Source organism: Aeromonas sp. DNP9, assembly GCF_001728955.1.
GTDB lineage: Bacteria > Pseudomonadota > Gammaproteobacteria > Enterobacterales > Aeromonadaceae > Aeromonas > Aeromonas veronii.
Map to the genome: position 1 here is coordinate 198,103 of NZ_LYSQ01000004.1, position 21,562 is coordinate 219,664.

The following is a 21,562-nucleotide window of genomic DNA, read 5'->3' on the forward strand; positions in this document are numbered from 1 at the left end:
GGGGGCTGATTATGCCCCCTTGAACATTGATAAATCAGGCTATTTTGGCGGTAATGCGAATATCCGGCCCCACCATGCGCACATCCTTAATGGCGAGCTTGGGGGCCTGGAACAGCCGGGTCAGGCCCGGCAGATGGAACAGGCCGCGCCCCTCGTCGCCCATCAGTTTGGGCGCCTGATAGAGCACCAGCTCATCCACCAGCCCTTTTTCCAGCAGGGCGCCGCACAGCCGCGGGCCAGCCTCAACCAGCACCGAGTTGACGTTCTGCTTGGCCAGCAGCATGAAGAGGCTGACCAGATCCAGCTTGCCATCCAGCAGCGGCAGCTCCAGCTGCTGCACCCACTCGGGCCACTCGCCGGATGCCTTGTGACGGGCCAGCAGCACCGGACTCTCGCTCTGGAATAGCGGCAAGTCGGGAGTGAGGCGGTTTTGTGAATCGACGATGACTCGCAGCGGCTGGCGCAGGGTCTCTTTGGGATAGCTCGCCTTGACCGAGGGGGGCAGCTCGTCCCAACGCACGGTCAGAGAGGCACCATCGGCCAGCACGGTTTCGGCGCTGGAGAGCACCGCATCGTGGCGGGCCCGCAGTCGCTGCACGTCGCGGCGCGCATCCGGGGAGGTGATCCACTGGCTCTCGCCGCTCGCCATGGCGGTGCGGCCATCGAGGCTGGCCCCCAGCTTGACGGTCACCCGCGGGAAGGCGGTCCGCATCCGCTTGAAAAAGCCCGGGTTGAGCGCTTCGGCTTCGCTCGCCAGCAGGCCGAAATCGGTCTTGATCCCCGCTTCGGAGAGCATCCGCAGGCCACGTCCGCCCACCTGGGGATTGGGATCGACCATGGCCGCCACCACCCGGGCCACACCGGCCTTGATCAGCGCCTCGGCGCAGGGGGGAGTACGACCGTGGTGGGAGCAGGGTTCGAGGGTCACATAGGCGGTAGCGCCACGGGCGTTGTCACCGGCGGCGCGCAGGGCGTAAACCTCGGCATGGGGCTCGCCCGCCTTCTGATGCCACCCTTCGCCAACTATCACGCCATCTTTGACCAGCACGGCGCCGACGCAGGGGTTGGGGGCCGTGGTGTAGCGGCCGCGGCGGGCCAGTTCGAGGGCCCGACTCATCCATTGGTAATCATCTTGACTAAACATTCGGGCTCCTTTGACAACACATCTCGACTTTACGCAGTATCGTAGGTTCGATTAGCGCAGCGTAATCGGACGCGGCAACATGGGTGAGAATGGCGGTTTACTTCTCCAGCTTGGCGATCTCTTCACCGAACTCGCGAATATCTTCGAAGCTGCGATAGACGGAGGCAAAGCGGATATAGGCCACCTTGTCCAGACTCTTGAGCTCATCCATCACCAGATTGCCTACCAGCTCGGAGGCGACTTCGCGCTCGCCGGTGGCACGCAGGCGGGATTTGATATGGTTGACCCCCTTTTCGATGGCCTCCATGCTCACCGGCCGCTTCTCCAGCGCTCGCAGGATGCCGGCACGCAGCTTGTCTTCGTTGAACGGCTCGCGGGAACCGTTGGACTTGATGACGCGGGGCATCACCAGCTCGGCCATCTCGAAGGTGGTAAAACGCTCGTGACAGAGCAGACACTCACGACGGCGGCGCACCTGATGGCCTTCTGCCACCAGACGGGAATCGATCACCTTGGTATCAACCGCACTACAGAATGGGCAATGCATCGGACCTCCGGCGTTAATGGAACAGGGACCGGCCCGGCGGGCCAGGATCTAGGTCGGCCAGTGTAGCACGGCCATCCAAAACCGGTAAAAGCCAGAAAAAACAATGCCACCCGCAGGTGGCATTGGTCTCAAACCGGACGGTCTGGTTTATCAGCCATAAACCGGGAAGCGGCGGCAGATATCCAGCACCTTCTCGCGTACGGTGGCCAGCACGGCATCGTTGTCGTGGTTGTCCAGTACGTCGCAGATCCAGTGAGTCAGCTCGATGGACTCGGCTTCCTTGAAACCACGGCGGGTGATGGCCGGGGTACCGATACGCACACCGGAGGTGACGAACGGGGAGCGCGGGTCGTTGGGCACGGAGTTCTTGTTGACGGTGATGTTGGCTTTGCCCAGCGCAGCGTCAGCATCCTTACCGGTCAGCTCGCGGCCGATCAGATCAACCAGCATCAGGTGGTTGTCGGTACCGCCGGAGACGATCTTGTAACCGCGCTCGATAAAGGTCGCAGCCATCGCCTTGGCGTTTTTCACGACCTGAGCCTGATAGGTCTTAAACTCCGGCTCCAGCGCCTCTTTGAAGGCAACGGCTTTACCGGCGATGACGTGCATCAGCGGGCCACCCTGACCACCCGGGAAGACGGCAGAGTTGAGCTTCTTGTAGAGCTCCTCGTCGTCAGCGGCGGAGAGGATCAGACCACCGCGCGGACCGGCCAGGGTCTTGTGGGTGGTGGAGGTGACCACGTGAGCGTGGGGAACCGGGTTCGGGTAGACGCCAGCGGCAATCAGACCAGCCACGTGGGCCATGTCGACGAACAGGTAGGCACCGACCTTGTCGGCGATTTCGCGCATGCGGGCCCAGTCAACGATACCGGAGTAGGCGGAGAAGCCACCGATCATCATCTTCGGCTTGTGCTCGACAGCCTGACGTTCCATGTCGTCGTAGTCGATCTTACCGGACTCATCGATACCGTAAGGCACGATGTTGTACAGCTTGCCGGAGAAGTTGACCGGAGAGCCGTGGGTCAGGTGACCGCCGTGTGCCAGGTTCATGCCCAGTACGGTGTCGCCCGGCTGCAGCAGAGCCATGTAAACGGCGCTGTTGGCCTGAGAGCCGGAGTGCGGCTGCACGTTGGCGTAAGTGGCACCGAACAGCTCTTTGGCGCGCTCGATAGCCAGGGTTTCGACCACATCCACATACTCGCAACCACCGTAGTAACGCTTGGAGGGGTAACCTTCGGCGTACTTGTTGGTCAGCTGGGAGCCCTGGGCTTCCATGACACGGGGGCTGGTGTAGTTCTCAGACGCAATCAGCTCGATATGCTCTTCCTGACGACGGGTTTCGTCTGTGATGGCCTGCCACAATTGCGGATCATAATTGGCGATGGTCATGTCACGTTTCAACATCCGTTTCTCTCCTGAAAATCGTTTGCGCGTTAGGTGAAGTGGGCGCGGGCATTGTAACGTGAGCTGGATCAAAGAGACAGTCCAACCACCTAAAAAAATGTTGAATTTATGTTGTAAAAAACAAGATTCCCTCCCCGTTCAATACCCTGGCCGCTCCGCCAAACGGCACATTTTTCATCCCGCTGCGGGCGGGCAAAACCCGAAGGGGATCACAACGCCCTCTTTATCCATCCTGTAACATATTCATTCGAAACAAATTTAATGATGATGGAGCTGATTGCAGCCATGCATCCGAGGGGCTGCACCTAACCGGAGGAGTTCAAGATGGACCATTTGCTGACATTCGAGATCCTGGCTGTCTTTTTTCTGTTCTACTGGGTCTACTACACCAGCCAACGAAAACATGTTTCCACCACCTCGTGGGAGCAGCTCCCCACCAAAGCCGACTATCTGGCGGCCCACCCTGAATCAGTCGATGGCGACATCATCTTCTGTTATCACTGCGGCCACCACGAGTTGCTGGAGGTAGGAATGGTGCACCTGACCGATTTTCGCCGGGAATGGGTCTGCGCCAAGTGCAAGCAGGTGCTGTTTCGCGAGATCGAATAACGGCGCAGGGGCTGGCCTCCTCTGAACGTTGTGCATCGCCAGCAGGGATCAGAACGGCGCATCCCTGTTGGCCGCCAGCCACTGCTGCAACCCGCTCACCGCCGCGTCAAATTGCGCCCCGATTGCCGCAGGCTCCCCGCCTCCCGCCTCAAGAGCCGCACAGTGGCTGGCAAATTCGGTCAACCCCAGCGCCAGCGCACTCCCCTTGAGCTTGTGCGCCAGCTGACGTTGCTCACTCCCCTCCCCCTGAGCCAACTTATCTACCAACACCCGCCCTTGCGACTCAAACAGCGCGACCAGCTGGCGGATCCGCGCCATGCCGAGCAGGGGCAGATCGGCATCCAGCACCGGATTGGCCAACTCGGGCTGGTTAGTTGAGGACGCGGCTGCAGATAATTGCACCTGCGGCTCAATAGCGGCGCCCTCTTGCCGAAATAGTTGATCGATGGCGTTCGCCAGCACCGCCAGCCGCACCGGCTTGCCGACAAAATCGACAAACCCGGCGGCAAGGCAGTGGCGGATATCCTCCGGATACATCTGGGCCGAGATGGCGATGGCGGGCAGCGGCCGTTCATGCATCTCCTCGCTGATGGCGGACAGATCCTCGCGCAGGGTCATGCCGTCCATATCGGGCAGATTGATATCGAGCAGCGCCAGCTCGAAGGGGCGCTCGGTCACCAGCGCCAGCGCGCTGCGACCATCCTCCGCCAGAGTGACGCGATGGCCGAGGCGGGTCAGCATGCCGTGCGCCACCAACCGGTTGATCTCGTTATCCTCCACCAGCAGGATGTCGCGGGACTGGCCAAGGTGCAGCGGTTGCGCCTCGGCAGGCAACTGGGCGCTCGAGCGCTGCAAGGGCAGGCTGAAGCTGAATTCACACCCCTTGCCCGGTTCGCTGACAAGGATCAGCTCGCCTCCCATGGCGGCCACCAGCTTGCGGCTGATCGCCAGTCCCAACCCGGTGCCGCCCTGATGGCCTATATCACGCTTGCGCTGGCGAAACGCCTCGAACACTGCCTCCTGCTCATCGGCCGGAATGCCGGGGCCGGTATCGCGCACCACGAAGCGGATGCAGGGCTCGGCGCAAGGGCCTTGGCAGGCAAGAGGCGCTACCATCAGGGTAATCTGGCCACGGGCGGTAAACTTGACCGCATTGCCGAGCAAGTTGCCGAGCACCTGCCGCAGCTTGCCCAGATCTCCCTCGACCACAGGCGCCAGCCCGGGCGCATATTCCAGCGCCAGGGTGACCCCCTTGGCCGCTGCCTTTGGCCGAAACAACGCGCTGAGCTCATCCACCAGCTGGAACAGGGGGAAGGGCTCGCGGCGCGCCTCCACATGGCCCGCTTCTATCTTGGAGTAGTCGAGAATGTCGTTGAGGATCTCCAGCAGGGATTCGCCACTGTGCTCGATGGCGGCCAGATAGCGCTGCTGGGTATCGCTCAGGTGGGTATCTTCCAGCAGCGTCAGGCCCCCGAGAATGCCGTTCATGGGGGTGCGGATCTCGTGGCTCATGGTGGCGAGAAACACCGACTTGGCGCGGTTGGCCTGCTCGGCCTCGGCGCGGGCCTGCCGCTGCTTCTCCACCTCCTCATTGAGCCGCTCGTTGGCGTGGCTGAGCTGGCCGGTGCGCTCCTCGACCCGCGACTCCAGCTCTCGCTGATAGCGGCCCAACTCGACCGCATTGTCACGAAACACCTGCAGGGCCCGCCCCAACTCCGCCAGCTCATCGCGCCCGGTACTGGCGATCGGCTCAAGGGGGGCCAGATCCCCGCGCGCCAACCGGCTCATCCCCGCCACCGCCCGTTGCAGCGGCCAGACGATCCGGCCGTAGACCATGCGCCACATCAGCAGCATCAGTAGTAGCAGGGTGAGCAGGCCAATGGCCATCAACGCCTGCTCCAGCAGTCTGAGGCGCTGACTTAGCGCCTGCTGGCTCTGCCCCAGTGAATCGCGGGCACGGCTGACCAGCTCACCGACCTGCTGATTGAGGCTGCTCATCAGGGCGTCGTTGGCACTGGCCAGCACCCGCAGTGCCTCCCCCTTGCCGAGCCAGTCGCTGCGCAGTTGCACCAGCTTGTCGCTCTGCGCCAGCACGGTCAGCGCCTGCTCTACCGCCTGACGGCGGGCCGGGTCGGTCACTGCCCCGGCTCGTAGTTGCAAGATAGCCAGCTCCCGCTGTCCCTCCTGCAACAGGGCCTGCAATTGCCCCTGCTGTTCGCTGCGCCACATCTCCTCGATGCGCTGCTGCTGCATCAGGGTGCGATGACGCAGCTCGGTCATCTGCTCCAGCCAATCGAGATCCTGCTCCAGCAGGCGGTCCAGCGTCCGGGTCGCCTGCGCACCTTGTTGTTGGTAGAGGGAACCCAATCCCGCCACCATCACGGTTTCGGCGTTCTCCATCTGACTGCGCGCCAGCTCGGCAATCTGTCCGGCCGCCGCCACCAGACGGGCCCGCTGCGCCTCCCCCTGCGCCATCAGGGTTAACCTTTCCCCCACAAGCCAGCCCTGCTGGCCCAGATTGCCGATGATGCTCTGGCTGAGCTGATCGAGGCTTGTTGAACCCTGCCCACGGCCAAGTTGCGCCAGCACCTGTTGTAGCTGTTGCCCCTGCAGAGTGAGCAAGCGCCCCTGATGCTCCCGCTCCTGCTCGCTGGTTGCGGTGGCCAGCAGCCGTGACGCGCTCTGGATCTCGCCGCTGAGGCGAGAGAGCGTGCGGGCCAGCTCCTGATCGGCCAGGGTCTGCTGCACCCCTTGCTCCAGCTGGCGCAGATGGCTAAGCCCCACCCAGCCCAGCAGGGAGGCACTCAGGGTCAACAACGCCATCAGGGAGAAGGCCAGCAGCAACTTGCCACCCAGGCCGGAAAAGATTCTCACGGGAAGTCCCTTGGTTGTGGTCGGCTTTGACCGGATAATATGGCCCAACACTTTAACAAAACCCTTGACCATGCGAAGCGTCTATCTCTCCCCGTTGTTGCTGATCTGGTTGCTAATGCTTCCCCGCGCCGCCCTCGCCTTTGCGGTCGATATCTGGCCCGGCGGCGAATTCAGCGGCCAGCCGCTGCGCCAGCAGTGGCCGGAACCCGCCGCCGCAACCCAACCGCTGACCCTCTGTGCCCTCTACCCCCATCTGCGCGATGCCTACTGGCTTTCGGTCAATCAGGGCATGGTTGACGAGGCGAAGCGGCTGGGAGTCAAGTTGCAGATCCACGAAGCAGGGGGTTACGGTGCCCTCGTCGAGCAGCGTCAGCAGTTGCAGCGCTGCGTGCAGGAAGGGAGCGACGCCATCTTGCTCGGCGCAGTGAGCTATCAGGGCTTGCGCGAGGCCATCAAGGCCACGCCGCTGCCGCTCTTTGGGTTGGTCAACGATCTGCCCAGCGGTCTGGTGCAGGCCAAGGTGGGGGTCTCCTGGTACCAGATGGGCTGGCAAATCGGCCACTGGCTGGCGCAGCGCCACCCCGCCGGCAGCAAGCCGGTCTCGGTCGCCCTCTTCCCCGGCCCGCAGGCCAGTGGTGGCAACAACTTCGTCGAGCCGGGCTTTGCCGATGCCATCAAGGGGAGCGCCATCAAGCTGGTCACCACCGAGCGCGGCGACAACAGCCGGGAAATCCAGCGCACGCTGGTGCAGCAGACGCTGGCCCGCTATCCCGACCTCGACTATCTGGTGGGGGGCGCCATCGCCGCCGAAGTGGCGGTCAACGAGCTGGCGCAGCGCCATCTCGACAGGCCCCAGGTGCTGAGCACCTACTTCAGCCACGGGGTACAGCGGGGCCTGCGCCGGGGCAAGATCTTGGCCGCCAACAGCGATCAGATGCGGCTGCAGGGGCGCCTTGCTGTCGCTCAGGCGGTCTGCCTGCTGCAACACCCTGATGCCAATGCCGAGCAGTGCCCTCGGGTGATGGGGCCACCCATTCGGACGCTGTCTGCACCGCTGGCCGACCCCGCAGATTCCCTCTCGGATGGCGCTTTTCGTCCCGTCTATCGGGTCGAATAGCCGTTCCAAATCCGATCAGCACACTCAAGGAGAAGAGATGAAAGAGTTACATGCCAGCTGCCTGTGCGGCGCCGTCGCCCTGACCCTGCCGGATCAGTTCGACTATATGGGGAACTGCCACTGCAGCGAATGCCGCAAGTTTTCAGGGGGAGATTACGCCTCGGTCGGCGGACTGGATGGCAGCAAGGTCACCATAGTGAAGGGGGAAGAGGCCATCGGCCGCTACCGGAAATCGGCAGAGACCACCCTGGCCTTCTGTCGTCACTGCGGCTCCAGCCTGTTCAGCCAGAAGAGCAGCAGCGGCAAGATCAATCTGCGCCTCGGGGTATTGGACGATTTGCCGAGCCAGCGGCCCGCGTTTCACATTTTCGTTGGCTCCAAGGCGCCCTGGCACCAGATTGGCGACGACTGCCCGCAATTTGATACCCGCCCGCCGGTCTGATACCCGGTCAAACAGGTCAAGGCCACCGTAACGGGCTCAGGAGGCTATCTCACCGGCAAACAGATAGCCTTCACCATGGACGGTGACAAACAGCTGGGGATCCCGCGGATCCGCTTCCATCTTGCCGCGCAGCCTCCGGATCAACACGTCGATGGTGCGATCGCTCGGGCCATCGCCGCGATGGCTGATGAGGGTCAGGATCCGCTCCCGACTGAGCACCCGCCCGGCATGGGCGACAAAGGCCACCAGCACTTCATATTCTGCCTTGGTCAAACGCACCGGCACCCCGTCCTTGCTGAGCTGGCGACGGGGAATGTCAAAACGCCAGGGGCCGAAGCGCACCGCATCGTCAGCGACCGCAGGCTCGCTCGGCGCGGCGGCCGCCAGCGAGATCCGCCACAGCAGATTCTTGACCCGCACCAGCAACTCCCGTAGCTCGAACGGCTTGGTGACATAGTCATCGGCCCCCATCTCGAGGCCGACAATCCGGTCCACCGCATCGCTGCGGCCGGTGACCAGAATGATCCCCACCGTGCTGCGCGCCCTCAGCTCGCGCGTCAGCAGCAGGCCGTCTTCCCCCGGCAGGTTGATGTCCAGCATCACCAGATCGACCGTCTGCTCCGCCAGCACGGCGCGCATCTCCTGGCCGTTTTCGACCGCCGTCACCCGATAGCCCTCCCGCTCGAAATAGCCGGTCAGCTTCTCGCGGGTAACCGCATCATCTTCAACAACCAGAATGTGGTAGCTCATGGGCAGGGTTCACGATGGTCGACAAGGGAGGATTATTCTATTCACATTTTGTCATAAATACCCCTATTTCATTAATTTGTGGCGGCAGCCCTGTTCACAACGCCTCCCTATCATGGCTCCCATCAAAAAAGTGATGTGAGAGAGCATGATGAAAAAACTGTGGCACTTCCTGCGCACCCCCAGCCGTCGCTGGTCGGTACTGGCGCTGCTTCTGGTGGGCGTCGGCGTCACCCTAGCGGGCACCGTCGGCCTGCACTACGGCTTTGAGAAAACCAGCAGCCTCGAATTCTGTATCTCCTGCCACTCCATGAAAGACACCGTCTATCCGGAGTACAAGGAGTCCATCCACTTCAAGAATGCCTCAGGGGTACAGGCGGTCTGTACCGACTGTCACCAGCCGAAGGATTTCGTCGGCAAGGTGGCCCGCAAGATGGAGGCAGCCAACGACCTCTATCAGGAGTACATAGGCCACAGCATCGACACCCAGGAGAAGTTCGAGGACCGGCGCCTGCATCTGGCCGAGAAGGTGTGGGCACGGATGAGTAGCCAGAACTCCAAGACCTGCAAGTCCTGCCACAGCTACGACAACATGGATCACGCCAAGCAGTCCCCGGCGGCTGCGCTGGCGATGAAAGATGCGGCGGCGAAGAACATGAACTGCATCGAGTGCCACAAGGGCATCGCCCACGAACTGCCCAACATGGCGGGCGGCTTCCGGGCCACTTACGCCACCCTGGTCAACGACGCGCAAGAGGCGCCAGCCACCGAGACCCTCTACAACCTGGGTGAAAAAGATCTCTATGCCAGCGAACAGAGCAGCGACCCGGTCGGCAAACTGCTGCCCGCCTCCCGCATCGACGTGGTGGACCGCAGCGGCGATCGCCTCAAGGTGACCATCGAAGGGTGGCGCGAGAGCGATGGCAAGGGCCGGGTGCTGAGCGAATACATGGGCAAGCGGGTCTTCGTCGCCACCATCCGTGACGAACTGAAAGCGAGCGAGAAAGTGCTCAAACAGGAGACCGACAGCGCCACCCATATCAAGTGGGAACAGGTTCAGGTGCAAGCCTGGGTCGATGGCAAGGGCTTTGAGTCCTCGCTCAAGCCGATCTGGGATTACGCCGGCGAGATGTACAAATCCACCTGCAACTCCTGCCACGGCGCGCCGGATCCCGCTCACTTCACTGCCAACGGCTGGATCTCGGGGCTCAAGGCGATGTCTGCCTACTATCGCCTGAGCAAGGAAGAGGAGCGCACCCTGCTCAAATACCTGCAAAACCATGCCGCCGATACCGGTGGTCAGGGCAGCCACTAAGTCCGGATTCGAAAGAGGAATAACAAGATGATCAATATTTCCCGTCGTGGTTTTCTGGGTGGCTTGCTGGCCAGCGGTGCCTCTGCCCTGATCGGCCCCTCCCTGCTCGGTCGCACCGTGATGGCCGCCGAGTCAGGCGAAAAACTGGTGCAGTCCGGCTCCCACTGGGGCGCCTTCCGTGCCAGGGTGGTCGATGGCCGCTGGGTCGAGACCCTGCCGTTCGAGCACGACAAGCACCCCACAGACATGCTCAAGGCCTTGAGTGAAGTGGTCTACAACCCCTCCCGCATCCGCTACCCCATGGTGCGACTGGACTGGCTGCGCAAGGGCCACCAGTCCGACACCAGCGAACGTGGCCAGAACCGCTTCGTGCGGGTCACCTGGTCCCAGGCGCTCGATTTTTTCTATCACGAGCTGGAGCGGGTGCAGAAAACTTATGGCCCGAGCGCCCTCTATGCCGGCCACTCCGGCTGGCAGTCGGTGGGCAAGCTGCACTCCGCTGGCGCCATGCTGGGGCGTGCCATGAACCTGCACGGCACCTATCTGGCCAAGGCCGGTGACTACTCCACCGGTGCCGCCCAGGTGATCCTGCCCCACGTGGCGGGCGCCATGGAGGTGTATGAGCAGCAAACCTCTTGGCCGCTGGTGCTGGAACACAGCAAGACTATCGTCATCTGGGGCTCCGATCCCATCAAGAACCTGCAGGTGGGCTGGCTGGTGCCGGATCACAGCGTCTACGACTACTGGGCGCAGCTCAAAGAGAAGGTGGCCAAGGGCGAGATCCGGGTGATCAGTGTCGATCCGGTCAAATCCAAGACCCAGAAGTACCTCAATTGCGATCAGGTGACCCTGAATCCGCAAACCGACGTACCGCTGATGCTGGGCATCGCCCACACCCTCTACAGCGAGAAGCGCCACGACGAGGCGTTCCTGAAGAACTACACCACCGGCTTTGACAAGTTCCTGCCCTATCTGCTGGGCACCAGCGATGGTCAGGTGAAGGATGCCAAGTGGGCCGCGGCCATCTGTGGCGTACCAGCCGAGACCATCCGCGAGCTGGCACGCGCCATGAGCAGCGGCCGCACCCAGCTTATCGGCGGCTGGTGCGTGCAGCGTATGCACCACGGCGAACAGTACGCCTGGATGCTGGTGGTTCTGGCCTCCATGCTTGGCCAGATCGGCCTGCCGGGGGGCGGTTACGGCTTTGGCTGGCACTACAACGGAGCGGGCACCATCACCTCCAGCGGCCCCATCATGTCCGGTTTCAGCTCGGTCATTCCCGGGGTCAAGCCGCTCCATGATGGCGACTGGAAGGGCTACTCCAAATACATTCCGGTGGCCCGTTTCGTCGACTGCATCCTCAATCCGGGCAAGCAGATCGCCTTCAACGGCCAGACCATCACCTACCCCCATATGAAGATGGCAGTGTTCTGCGGCAACAACCCCTTCCACCACCAGCAGGATCGCAACAAGATGGTCGCCGCCTGGCGCAAGCTGGAAACAGTGATCAGCATCGATCACCAGTGGACCGCCAGCTGCCGCTTCGCCGATATCGTGCTGCCCGCCACCACCACCTATGAGCGGGATGATATCGAGCAGTGGGGTTCTCACTCCAACGCGGGCATTCTGGCCATGTACAAGGTAGTGGAGCCGCTGTTCGAGGCGCGCGATGACTACGACATCTTCGCCGATCTCTGCCGTCGCTTCGGTCGCGAGGCCGAGTTCACCGGTGGCAAGAGCAAGCTGGAGTGGATCCAGAGCATCTATGACGACGCCCGCCTGCAGGGTCGCGGTATCGGCATTCGTCTGCCCCGTTTCAGCCAGTTCTGGCACGGGGAAGGCTTCGTCACCTTCCCGGCGGGCCAACCCTGGGTACGCCACGAGTCGTTCCGTCAGGAGCCGGATCTGGAACCGCTGGGTACCCCGTCCGGTCTCATCGAGATCTACTCCAAGACCATCGCCGACTACGGCTATGGGGATTGCCCGGGCCACCCGGTCTGGATCGAACCCTACGAGCGCTCTCACGGCGGGCCGGGCAGCAAACAGTACCCGCTGCACCTGCAATCCTGCCACCCGGACAAGCGGCTACACAGCCAGCTCTGCTCCTCCGACAACTACCGCGCCACCTACACGGTGCAGGATCGCGAGCCAGTCTATATGAATCCGCAGGATGCCAAATCCCGCGGCCTCAAGGACGGCGATCTGGTGCGGGTATTTAACGGTCGCGGTCAGGTATTGGCCGGGCTGGTGGTGAGTGATGACTACGCCCCCGGCGTGGTGCGCATTCAGGAAGGAGCCTGGTATGGCCCGCAAGAGGGTGGCAAGGTAGGGACTCTCTGTACCTACGGCGATCCCAACGTGCTGACCGCCGACATCGGCTCCTCCAGCCTGGCGCAGGCCACCACGGCCCATACCGCGCTGGTGGAGATCGAGAAGTTCCGCGGACAGGCGCCCGCCGTCACTGCCTTCGGCGCGCCGGAATCGGCCAAGGGCATCGACCCCATGTTCCCGGCACTCTGACCCCGGGGGGACGAAAGCGCCCCCTTGAGTTTCCTTTATTTTTAAAGTCGTTAGAATCGGGAGCCATCAAGGCTCCCGATTGCCATCCACGGAGGAAAAATGCAGGAATTTATGGCTACCAGCGAACGCCGGGCCGAACTCTACTGGTGGTTCTCCACCCTGTTCGCCGCCGAACTCAGTGATGAGCAGATCGCCGAATATGACACCTATGATGTGCGAAGCTTCCTGAAAAGCCTCTCTACCCTGGATCCGATGCGCGAAGCCGTGGCCGAGCTCAACGATGCCATCGCCCGCCTGCTGGTGCGCCCGGATCGCCAGCTGGAACTGGCCGCCGACTTCGCCGGCCTGTTTCTGGTGGATCCCAAACAGGGCGCCCTGCCCTATGAATCGCTCTACCGCGGCGATGCCAAGCTACTGATGCAGGCCCCGATGGCCGAGATGCAGGCCCGCCTCGATCGCCTTGGTATCAATGTCAGCGATAAATACAAAGAGCCTGCGGATCATCTAGCCATCGAGCTGGATCTGATGGGCAATCTCATCATCCGTGCGGCGGAAGCCAAGAGCGCAGCCGAGCGGGAACGCTGGCTCGACGAGCAGGAAGCGCTGCTGCACGGTCATCTGCTGGGCTGGTTTGACAAGTTCGAAAGCGCCTGTCGCGCCGCCGACCGGTTTGGCTTCTACGGCGCCAGTGCCCGTCTGCTGGGGGTCTTCCTCAAGATGGATGCCAACTACCTCTCTCTGGTCAAACCGGCACAGTCCGCCGACTGAGGCCGCGATGAAGACAGCCCTGCTTCTGATTGCATGCTGGCTGCTGGCCCTGATCCCGCTGGATCAGGGCATTACTCCCCTGATCGCGCTGCTGTTCAACCCGGATCGCGAGCTCTACGGCACCGCCCAGCTCACCGGATTTGCCGGCATCCTGCTCACCCTCTACCTTGCCAATCTCGGCGTCGAGGTGGTGTTGCGCCGCCGCTTCCAGATTGCCGGCATGCTGGCGCTGCTGGCCGCCTGGATAGACTTCATCAACAGCAGCGGCAGCGAGTCGCACTTCCTGCTGCTCTATCTGCTTGCCCTCCCGTTCCATCTGATCGGCTGGCTGGTATTTGTGCGCGGTATTCAGGCGTTTGGTCGCCAGAAGGGATAACCACTCGCCCCCTTTTTCCATCCTTTTTATCAGGTTTTTCTGCCTATTCTTGCCGTCAAAACAACCAGATAACTCCGCTTGACTCCCGGCCAAACAGTTCGTGCCATACTGACAACTGATGCAAGTGATAAAACAATCAATGCCGAGGTCATCATGGATGGGAAGCTTTTCAACGCCGACACCGAGGCAATGTTGACCCAGCTGTCAGATCACACCGTCCTGGAACAGCTGATGGATAATGCCCCTCTGGGCATCGGCGTCTTTGACTGCGAATTCCGCTACCGTAAAGTCAATCAGGTGCTGGCCGACATCAATGGCAAAAGCATCGAGGAGCATCAGGGCAAGCACCTCAGAGAGGTGGTTCCCAAGCTGGCCCCGACCCTGGAGCCCATGTTTCAGCAGATCATGCGAAGCGGCATGCCCTACGTGGATATCGCCATCACGGGCCAAACCGCGGCGTACGACAGCAGCTCCCGCCGCTTTCAGGCCACCTACAGCCCGATGCGTGATGAGAAAGGGGAGCTGAACGGCATCCTCGCCATCGTACGGGACATCACCGAGCAGTACGAAACCGAACAACGGCTGCAGCTGGCAATGCGAGCGGCCCAAATCGGGGTGTGGGAGTGGCACGTGGCGGAGGACAGATTACTGTTCGACGGCCAGATTGAGCCGCTGCTCGGTATCGAGGCCAACCAGTTCCACGGCGGGCTGCAAGCGTTCGTCGACTGTTTTGAACCGGAATCCGGCAGCCAGCTCAAGGCCGCCCTGCAAAGTCATGACCCCATCCATCTCACCCTGAGCTACCTCACCGCGCTCAAGGAGCGCCACTGGGTCGATATTCATGCCGACCATGTCCCCGCCACCGAGTCGGTCGGCCACCGGGTCATGGGGGTCATTCACAATGCCACCGCCCGCCGCCGTCAGGAGGAGCGACTTCATCAGGCCAACGTGGTATTCGATACCACGGCCGAGGGGATCATCATCCTCGACAGCGAGCACCATATTCTGTCGGTCAACCCGGCCTTCACCATGCTGACCCAATACAATGCCGAGGAGGTGATAGGCCACACCCCGGATATCATCATGCATCCCAGGCGCTACACCGACCTCGACTATCCCTGGTATCACCTGCGCCCCGGCAACAACGCCTGGCATGGCGAGATGGTTTGTCTGCGCAAAGATGGCAGCTACTTCTCCTCCTGGCAGCAGATCAGTGCTGTCTATGACAACTTCAACAACACCACTCACTATGTGATCGCCCTTTCCGACATCAGCGCGATTCGCAAGGTGGAGGCCGAGCTGAACCACCTTGCCTATCATGATCCCCTGACCGAGCTGGGCAATCGCCATCTGTTGCAGGAGCGGCTGGCCCTTGAGCTGAAAACCGCGCAGCTCAATCGCAAACGGTTGGGGCTGCTCTTTATCGATCTGGATGGCTTCAAGCTGATCAACGACAGCCTGGGCCACGGAGTTGGCGATGAGCTGCTCAAGCGGCTGGCAGAGCGGATCCGCGGCTGCCTGCAGCACAACGATCTGGCGACCCGCCTCGGGGGAGACGAGTTTCTGGTGCTGATCCCCTATCTGGAGGAGCCTGACGAGCTGGCAACCCTGGCCAATACCCTGCTGACCGTGTTGCGTGAACCGGTTGAGCTGGCCCATGAGCTGGTGGCAATCTCGGCAAGTATCGGTATCGCTATCTATCCGGATCATGCAGACAGCCCGGAAACCCTGGTCAGCGCCGCCGACAGCGCCATGTACGAGGCGAAAAGTCAGGGGCGCAACGGCTTCCAGTTCTATACCCCCTGCATGGCGGCTCGAGCCCGCGAGCGGATGCAAATTGAGCAGGGTCTGCTCAAGGCCCTGGAGCTCGAACAGCTCTGCATTTTCTATCAACCCATGACCAATCTGGCCAACGGCCACCTGAGCGGACTGGAAGCCCTGCTGCGCTGGCAGCATCCCAATGAGGGGATGATAGCGCCGACCCGCTTTATTCCTGTGGCAGAGGAGTGCGGCCTGATCGAGAAAATTGGGGAGTGGGTGATGCGCAACGCCTGCGAGCAGGGACAACACTGGCTGGCCGCCGGCCTGCCGGTGCCCCGCTTGTCAGTCAACGTCTCGGTGCGGGAGATGCGCTCCCCGGGCTACGTTGAACGGGTCGCCGCTATTCTGGCAGAGACCGGATTTCCGCCAGAACGGCTCGAGATCGAGGTGACGGAGAGCATCATCCAGCGGGTCGAACAGAGTCTGGATCTCTTTACCCGCCTGAAAAATCTCGGCGTGCAGATTGCCATCGATGACTTTGGCACCGGCTTCTCGTCACTGAGTCTGCTCAAGACCCTGCCGATCGATCGCATCAAGATCGACCGGGCGTTTGTGCAGGCATTACCGGAAGACAAGAACAGTCGGGAGCTCTGCCGCACCATCATCAATCTGGCCGACAGTCTGGATATGGAGGTCACCGCCGAGGGAATTGAAACCAAGGCACAACACGCCTTCTTGCAGTCACTCAACTGCGGCGAAGGACAGGGTTATCTGTTCAGCAAACCACTGCATGTCGAACATATGGGAGATCGCCTGCATCAACGCTACGTCTCATAGCGGCAGGCAATCATCATCACCAGCCGGGAGGCATCCGCCTCCTGGCTGCCGACCGGATTACCACTCGATCTGCAAGCGGGATTCCCAACCATCATCACGATCATTGAGCATGCGCGTCAGCGGTGATTCGCCAGCATAACGGGGAGCTGGCTCGCTGAAGGTTAGCTTGGTACCGGGCTCTTTGGCCTGCCATGCATGACCAAGCTGATCGGCCACCCGATCCCGCAGCGCAGGTGAAGCCTCCTGATGGGTGATCGCAAACTCTTTCGGAGGTTCGCCAGCGGGCACTGGCGCATCAAACTGCCAGAGGGATGCACAGAGCAACAAAGAAAACATCATGACCTCCAATTAATCGACACGCCCCCTTTTACCCACTCGCCGATTAATTGTCACTCTTTGTCCTGTAACCAACTGTTGCCGCCTATCCAAAAGTCTAATTGCCCCCCGCCACCAAAGGTATAAGTTGTTAAGAAACCATTAAAAGATCTATTCAAAGGAGTGACAGATGAGCGAGAGCAAGGTCTACCCGGTCAAACCCCACATCAGCAGCAATGCACTGCTCGATAAGGGCGACTACGCCGCCATGTATCAGGCCTCCGTCGAGGATCCGGACGCCTTCTGGGGAGAGCAGGGAAAAATTCTCGACTGGATGACACCCTATACCAAGGTCAAGAACACCTCCTACGATCCGGGCCATGTCTCCATCAAATGGTTTGAAGATGGTCAGCTCAACGTCTCGGCCAACTGTCTCGACCGCCATCTCGCCGAACGGGGTGACAAGGTCGCCATCATCTGGGAAGGGGACAACCCCGCCGAAGATCGCAAACTCACTTACCGTGAGCTGCACAGCGAAGTGTGCAAGTTTGCCAACGTCTTGAAAGCACAAGGGGTTCACCGCGGCGATGTGGTCTGCCTCTATATGCCCATGGTGCCCGAAGCCGCCATCGCCATGCTGGCCTGTACCCGCATCGGCGCGGTACACAGCATCGTCTTCGGCGGCTTCTCGCCGGAAGCGCTGGCCGGTCGCATCATCGACTCGGGCTCGCGCATCGTGATCACCGCCGACGAGGGACTGCGTGGCGGCCGTCCGGTGCCACTCAAGAAAAATGTGGATGAAGCGCTCACCAACCCGGATACCCAGGTCAACAAGGTGATCGTGCTCAAGCGCACCGGCGGCAATGTCGCCTGGCACAACCACCGCGACATCTGGTGGCATGAAGCGACCGCAGCCGTCAGCAGCGACTGCCCGCCCGAGGCGATGAACGCCGAAGATCCGCTCTTTATCCTCTATACCTCCGGCTCCACCGGCAAACCCAAGGGGGTGCTGCACACCACAGGCGGCTATCTGGTTTATGCCACCCTCACCTTCAAATATGTGTTCGACTACCACGAAGAGGATATCTACTGGTGTACCGCCGATGTGGGCTGGGTAACCGGTCACTCCTATCTGGTCTACGGGCCGCTTGCCAACGGTGCCACCACCATCATGTTCGAAGGGGTGCCCAACTACCCGGCCACCAACCGCATGAGTCAGGTGGTGGACAAGCACAAGGTCACCATCCTCTATACCGCCCCTACCGCCATCCGCGCCCTGATGGCCAAAGGCAACGAAGCGGTCACCGGCACCTCGCGCCAGAGCCTGCGCATCATGGGCTCGGTGGGTGAACCCATCAACCCTGAAGCCTGGGAGTGGTACTACCGCACCATTGGCGATGAGCGCTGCCCCATTGTCGATACCTGGTGGCAGACCGAGACCGGCGGCATCCTGATTACGCCGCTGCCCGGCGTCACCGACCTGAAACCGGGCTCGGCGACTCGTCCCTTCTTCGGGGTGCAACCGGCGCTGGTGGACAACATGGGCGAGCCGCTGGAGGGGGCCACCGAGGGCAATCTGGTGATCACTGACTCCTGGCCGGGCCAGATGCGCACCGTATTCGGCGATCACGAGCGCTTCGAGCAGACCTACTTCTCCACCTTCCCGGGCCGCTACTTCACCGGCGACGGTGCCCGTCGCGACGAGGACGGCTACTACTGGATCACCGGTCGGGTGGATGATGTACTGAACGTCTCCGGCCACCGCATGGGTACCGCCGAAATTGAATCGGCGCTGGTGGCCCATCCCAAGATCGCCGAAGCCGCGGTGGTGGGGGTTCCTCACGAGATCAAGGGTCAGGGCATCTATGCCTATGTCACCCTGATCGCCGGGGAAGAGCCGAGCCGCGAGCTGCACAAAGAGATGAAGGAGTGGGTGCGCAAGGAGATTGGCGCCATCGCTACGCCAGATGTCATTCACTGGGCGGAGGGGCTGCCGAAGACCCGTTCCGGCAAGATCATGCGGCGAATTCTGCGCAAAATCGCCACCGGCGAGACCGACAGTCTGGGGGATATCTCCACCCTGGCGGATCCGGGGGTAGTAGACAAACTCATCCGCGAGAAGTCGGAAGCAGCCTGATCCCGCTTCGTTTGTTGCCCAATAAAGCCGGCCCTGTGCCGGCTTTGTCGTTTCTCATCCGCCAGCAAACAGCAAGGTGGCAGCCACGGAGCCTTGTCGACCGAAGCGAGCAATAAATAGCCAGATGTAGAGATTAGACCAGTAAAATGCTGCTAATTTTCACGAAATCAATATAATTGCGAAATCTGTGTGCCAGGGCACACCGATTTGCGCAGAAAATGGCTAGATTTCTGGTAGTCCACAAGATAGCTGATAGATAGCAGCATTATCATCGAGGATGTACTCAATATGTCGCAAAATCACCGCATTCTCCTGCTCAACGGACCAAACCTGAATCTGCTGGGCAAACGGGAACCGGGTATCTACGGCAGCAAGACGCTTGATGAGATCGTCGCCGATCTGAAGCTTAACGCCAGCGAACTCGGTGTCACTCTGGAACATCTGCAATCCAACGCCGAACATGAGTTGGTCGGCCGCATCCATCAGGCCATGGGCCAGGTGGATTTTATCATCATCAATCCGGCCGCCTTCACCCACACCAGCGTCGCCATTCGCGATGCGCTGCTGGGCGTTGCCATCCCTTTTATCGAGGTTCACCTGTCAAATGTCCATGCCAGGGAGCCGTTCCGTCATCACTCCTATCTGTCTGATGTCGCAAAAGGGGTCATTTGTGGTCTGGGGGCCGATGGCTACCAATTCGCTTTAACCGCGGCCGTGCACCATCTGCGCGCGGCTTGATAATCACTGATCAGACAAAGAAGAAAGAGAATGCTAATGGATATCCGCAAAATCAAGAAGCTGATTGAACTGGTTGAAGAGTCCGGCATCGCCGAACTGGAGATCTCCGAAGGTGAAGAGTCCGTTCGCATCAGCCGCAACTTCTCCGGTCAGGTGACCACCGCCATGCCGCAGATGATGATGCAGCAAGCCGCTCCGGTTGCCGCACCTGCCGCTGCCGCCCCGGTTGCCGCCGCACCGGCCGCCGATGCAGCCCCGAGCGGTCACCTGATGCGCTCCCCGATGGTTGGCTCCTTCTACCGCTCCTCCAGCCCGGATGCCAAGCCGTTCGCGGAAGTGGGTCAGCAAGTCAATGTCGGCGACACCCTGTGCATCGTCGAAGCCATGAAAATGATGAACCAAATCGAGTCTGACAAGGCCGGTGTGATCAAAGCAATCCTGGTTGAAAATGGTCAGGCCGTCGAATTTGACGAGCCGCTGTTCATCATCGAATAAGGGAAATCGCCACCCATGTTGGACAAAGTAGTCATCGCCAACCGCGGTGAAATTGCCCTGCGGATCCTGCGCGCCTGTAAAGAGCTCGGGATCAAGACAGTGGCCGTTCACTCCACCGCCGACCGGGAGCTCAAACATGTGCTGCTGGCCGACGAATCCATCTGTATCGGCAGACCGGCCAGTACCGAATCCTACCTCAACGTCCCGGCCATCATCGCCGCCGCCGAGGTAACCGGTGCCGTGGCCATCCACCCGGGTTACGGCTTCCTCTCCGAGAACGCCGATTTCGCCGAAGTGGTCGAAAAATCCGGCTTCATCTTCATCGGCCCGCGCGCCGAGACCATTCGCCTGATGGGTGACAAGGTCTCCGCCATCGAAGCGATGAAGAAAGCGGGCGTACCGTGTGTACCGGGCTCTGACGGCCCCGTCGACAACGACGCCAAGCACAACGCCGCCATTGCCAAGCGCATCGGCTATCCGGTGATCATCAAGGCCGCCGGTGGCGGTGGTGGTCGCGGTATGCGCGTGGTGCGCAATGAAGCGGAACTGGCGGGCGCCATAGCCCTGACCAAATCCGAAGCAGGCCAGTTCTTCAAGAACGACATGGTCTACATGGAGAAGTACCTGGAAAACCCGCGCCACATCGAAATTCAGGTGTTGGCAGACGGCCAGGGCAACGCCCTCTATCTGGGCGAGCGTGACTGCTCCATGCAGCGTCGCCACCAGAAAGTGGTGGAAGAGGCGCCGGCACCCGGCATCACCGCCGAAATGCGCAAGTTCATCGGCGAGCGCTGTGTGCGCGCCTGTATCGAGATCGGCTACCGCGGCGCGGGTACTTTCGAGTTCCTGTACGAGAACGGCGAGTTCTATTTCATCGAGATGAACACCCGTATTCAGGTTGAGCATCCGGTCACCGAGATGGTCACCGGTATCGATCTGATCAAGGAGCAGCTGCGCATCGCCGCCGGTCAGCCCCTGTCGATCACCCAGCAGGATATCCGCATCCGTGGCCATGCCATCGAGTGCCGGATCAACGCCGAAGATCCGGCCACCTTCATGCCCTCTCCGGGTCTGGTGCAGCGCTTCCACGCGCCGGGTGGTCTGGGCGTGCGCTGGGACTCCCACATTTATGCCGGTTACAAGGTACCGCCCCACTACGATTCAATGATCGGCAAGCTGATCTGCTACGGTGAGAATCGTGACATTGCCATCGCCCGCATGCGCCATGCGCTGGATGAGCTGGTGGTGGAAGGGATCAAGACCAACGTACCGCTGCAAAAAGAGATCATGAAAGACGAAAACTTCCAGCACGGTGGCACCAATATCCACTATCTGCACAAGAAGTTGGGTCTGTAAGGATCGCTGATAGAGACCGGACTTCCGATAGAAGTCTGCTCCGCAAGGAGCCTCTGTCTA

Annotated in this window: 18 protein-coding genes; 12 read left to right on the forward strand and 6 right to left on the reverse strand. The window is 61.1% G+C overall.

What is annotated here, in order from left to right:
• Positions 1-34: 34 nt before the first annotated feature.
• The 3 genes from ribD to glyA all read right to left on the reverse strand — a co-directional run bounded on the left by ribD (position 35) and on the right by glyA (position 3,095).
• Positions 35-1,144 (reverse strand): bifunctional diaminohydroxyphosphoribosylaminopyrimidine deaminase/5-amino-6-(5-phosphoribosylamino)uracil reductase RibD, encoded by a 1,110-nt coding sequence (gene ribD / locus A9G06_RS04240; protein WP_069554375.1) that lies wholly within the window; start codon positions 1,142-1,144, stop codon positions 35-37.
• A gap of 97 nt (positions 1,145-1,241) precedes the next feature.
• A complete protein-coding gene (gene nrdR, locus A9G06_RS04245) occupies positions 1,242-1,691 on the reverse strand; it encodes a transcriptional regulator NrdR (protein ID WP_069554376.1) in 450 nt (149 codons plus the stop codon).
• A gap of 150 nt (positions 1,692-1,841) precedes the next feature.
• A complete protein-coding gene (glyA, locus tag A9G06_RS04250) occupies positions 1,842-3,095 on the reverse strand; it encodes a serine hydroxymethyltransferase (RefSeq protein WP_005338884.1) in 1,254 nt (417 codons plus the stop codon).
• A gap of 324 nt (positions 3,096-3,419) precedes the next feature.
• On the opposite strand from glyA, the gene A9G06_RS04255 reads away from it, so the two are divergent.
• Complete coding sequence (locus A9G06_RS04255) at positions 3,420-3,704, forward strand: hypothetical protein (RefSeq protein ID WP_069554377.1); 285 nt, start codon at positions 3,420-3,422, stop codon at positions 3,702-3,704.
• A gap of 48 nt (positions 3,705-3,752) precedes the next feature.
• Here the strand turns inward: A9G06_RS04255 and torS are convergent, their stop codons facing one another.
• Positions 3,753-6,578 carry a TMAO reductase system sensor histidine kinase/response regulator TorS gene (torS, locus tag A9G06_RS04260; RefSeq protein WP_069554378.1) on the reverse strand — a complete coding sequence of 942 codons (2,826 nt, stop codon included), beginning with the start codon at positions 6,576-6,578 and terminating at the stop codon, positions 3,753-3,755.
• A gap of 70 nt (positions 6,579-6,648) precedes the next feature.
• On the opposite strand from torS, the gene torT reads away from it, so the two are divergent.
• Both torT and A9G06_RS04270 read left to right on the forward strand, forming a co-directional pair.
• Entirely contained in the window at positions 6,649-7,695 is a 1,047-nt protein-coding gene (gene torT, locus A9G06_RS04265) for a TMAO reductase system periplasmic protein TorT (RefSeq protein WP_069554379.1), read from the forward strand.
• A 37-nt stretch (positions 7,696-7,732) separates the two neighbouring features.
• The gene (locus A9G06_RS04270) at positions 7,733-8,137 is read left to right on the forward strand and encodes a GFA family protein (RefSeq protein WP_069554380.1); all 405 of its coding nucleotides are present in this window, start codon (positions 7,733-7,735) and stop codon (positions 8,135-8,137) included.
• 36 nt (positions 8,138-8,173) lie between these two features.
• Here A9G06_RS04270 and torR read toward each other — a convergent pair whose 3' ends face one another.
• A complete protein-coding gene (gene torR, locus A9G06_RS04275) occupies positions 8,174-8,887 on the reverse strand; it encodes a two-component system response regulator TorR (protein WP_042080622.1) in 714 nt (237 codons plus the stop codon).
• A gap of 145 nt (positions 8,888-9,032) precedes the next feature.
• Here torR and torC point away from each other — a divergent pair, with 145 nt between their 5' ends.
• The 5 genes from torC to A9G06_RS04300 all read left to right on the forward strand — a co-directional run bounded on the left by torC (position 9,033) and on the right by A9G06_RS04300 (position 16,461).
• Positions 9,033-10,199: a pentaheme c-type cytochrome TorC gene (torC, locus tag A9G06_RS04280; protein ID WP_083243727.1), complete on the forward strand. Its 1,167-nt coding sequence runs from the start codon at positions 9,033-9,035 to the stop codon at positions 10,197-10,199.
• A 27-nt stretch (positions 10,200-10,226) separates the two neighbouring features.
• The gene (gene torA / locus A9G06_RS04285) at positions 10,227-12,719 is read left to right on the forward strand and encodes a trimethylamine-N-oxide reductase TorA (protein WP_069554381.1); all 2,493 of its coding nucleotides are present in this window, start codon (positions 10,227-10,229) and stop codon (positions 12,717-12,719) included.
• A 99-nt stretch (positions 12,720-12,818) separates the two neighbouring features.
• Positions 12,819-13,487 (forward strand): molecular chaperone TorD, encoded by a 669-nt coding sequence (gene torD, locus A9G06_RS04290; RefSeq protein ID WP_069554382.1) that lies wholly within the window; start codon positions 12,819-12,821, stop codon positions 13,485-13,487.
• Positions 13,488-13,494: 7 nt separating this feature from the next.
• A complete protein-coding gene (locus A9G06_RS04295; RefSeq protein WP_069554383.1) occupies positions 13,495-13,863 on the forward strand; it encodes a hypothetical protein in 369 nt (122 codons plus the stop codon).
• A gap of 189 nt (positions 13,864-14,052) precedes the next feature.
• Positions 14,053-16,461: an EAL domain-containing protein gene (locus tag A9G06_RS04300; RefSeq protein ID WP_253182306.1), complete on the forward strand. Its 2,409-nt coding sequence runs from the start codon at positions 14,053-14,055 to the stop codon at positions 16,459-16,461.
• Positions 16,462-16,518: 57 nt separating this feature from the next.
• Here the strand turns inward: A9G06_RS04300 and A9G06_RS04305 are convergent, their stop codons facing one another.
• The gene (locus tag A9G06_RS04305; protein ID WP_253182303.1) at positions 16,519-16,800 is read right to left on the reverse strand and encodes a hypothetical protein; all 282 of its coding nucleotides are present in this window, start codon (positions 16,798-16,800) and stop codon (positions 16,519-16,521) included.
• Positions 16,801-16,966: 166 nt separating this feature from the next.
• On the opposite strand from A9G06_RS04305, the gene acs reads away from it, so the two are divergent.
• The 4 genes from acs (at position 16,967) to accC (ending at position 21,502) form a co-directional block, all read left to right on the forward strand.
• On the forward strand, positions 16,967-18,913 hold the full coding sequence (acs, locus tag A9G06_RS04310; protein ID WP_069554386.1) for an acetate--CoA ligase: 1,947 nt from the start codon (positions 16,967-16,969) through the stop codon (positions 18,911-18,913).
• 288 nt (positions 18,914-19,201) lie between these two features.
• The gene (aroQ, locus tag A9G06_RS04315; protein ID WP_005338907.1) at positions 19,202-19,651 is read left to right on the forward strand and encodes a type II 3-dehydroquinate dehydratase; all 450 of its coding nucleotides are present in this window, start codon (positions 19,202-19,204) and stop codon (positions 19,649-19,651) included.
• A gap of 36 nt (positions 19,652-19,687) precedes the next feature.
• On the forward strand, positions 19,688-20,146 hold the full coding sequence (gene accB / locus A9G06_RS04320) for an acetyl-CoA carboxylase biotin carboxyl carrier protein (RefSeq protein ID WP_005338908.1): 459 nt from the start codon (positions 19,688-19,690) through the stop codon (positions 20,144-20,146).
• A gap of 15 nt (positions 20,147-20,161) precedes the next feature.
• On the forward strand, positions 20,162-21,502 hold the full coding sequence (gene accC / locus A9G06_RS04325) for an acetyl-CoA carboxylase biotin carboxylase subunit (protein ID WP_005338910.1): 1,341 nt from the start codon (positions 20,162-20,164) through the stop codon (positions 21,500-21,502).
• Positions 21,503-21,562: the final 60 nt, after the last annotated feature.

What these genes read in the sequence shown, in the direction of transcription:
- torT (WP_069554379.1), top strand. Translation starts at nt 6,649, where the DNA reads ATGCGAAGCGTCTATCTCTCCCCGTTGTTGCTGATCTGGTTGCTAATG.
- A9G06_RS04255 (WP_069554377.1), top strand. Translation starts at nt 3,420, where the DNA reads ATGGACCATTTGCTGACATTCGAGATCCTGGCTGTCTTTTTTCTGTTC.
- torR (WP_042080622.1), bottom strand. Translation starts at nt 8,887, where the DNA reads ATGAGCTACCACATTCTGGTTGTTGAAGATGATGCGGTTACCCGCGAG.
- acs (WP_069554386.1), top strand. Translation starts at nt 16,967, where the DNA reads ATGAGCGAGAGCAAGGTCTACCCGGTCAAACCCCACATCAGCAGCAAT.
- accC (WP_005338910.1), top strand. Translation starts at nt 20,162, where the DNA reads ATGTTGGACAAAGTAGTCATCGCCAACCGCGGTGAAATTGCCCTGCGG.
- A9G06_RS04300 (WP_253182306.1), top strand. Translation starts at nt 14,053, where the DNA reads ATGTTGACCCAGCTGTCAGATCACACCGTCCTGGAACAGCTGATGGAT.
- A9G06_RS04305 (WP_253182303.1), bottom strand. Translation starts at nt 16,800, where the DNA reads ATGATGTTTTCTTTGTTGCTCTGTGCATCCCTCTGGCAGTTTGATGCG.
- nrdR (WP_069554376.1), bottom strand. Translation starts at nt 1,691, where the DNA reads ATGCATTGCCCATTCTGTAGTGCGGTTGATACCAAGGTGATCGATTCC.
- aroQ (WP_005338907.1), top strand. Translation starts at nt 19,202, where the DNA reads ATGTCGCAAAATCACCGCATTCTCCTGCTCAACGGACCAAACCTGAAT.
- torD (WP_069554382.1), top strand. Translation starts at nt 12,819, where the DNA reads ATGCAGGAATTTATGGCTACCAGCGAACGCCGGGCCGAACTCTACTGG.
- A9G06_RS04295 (WP_069554383.1), top strand. Translation starts at nt 13,495, where the DNA reads ATGAAGACAGCCCTGCTTCTGATTGCATGCTGGCTGCTGGCCCTGATC.
- A9G06_RS04270 (WP_069554380.1), top strand. Translation starts at nt 7,733, where the DNA reads ATGAAAGAGTTACATGCCAGCTGCCTGTGCGGCGCCGTCGCCCTGACC.
- glyA (WP_005338884.1), bottom strand. Translation starts at nt 3,095, where the DNA reads ATGTTGAAACGTGACATGACCATCGCCAATTATGATCCGCAATTGTGG.
- ribD (WP_069554375.1), bottom strand. Translation starts at nt 1,144, where the DNA reads ATGTTTAGTCAAGATGATTACCAATGGATGAGTCGGGCCCTCGAACTG.
- accB (WP_005338908.1), top strand. Translation starts at nt 19,688, where the DNA reads ATGGATATCCGCAAAATCAAGAAGCTGATTGAACTGGTTGAAGAGTCC.
- torA (WP_069554381.1), top strand. Translation starts at nt 10,227, where the DNA reads ATGATCAATATTTCCCGTCGTGGTTTTCTGGGTGGCTTGCTGGCCAGC.
- torC (WP_083243727.1), top strand. Translation starts at nt 9,033, where the DNA reads ATGATGAAAAAACTGTGGCACTTCCTGCGCACCCCCAGCCGTCGCTGG.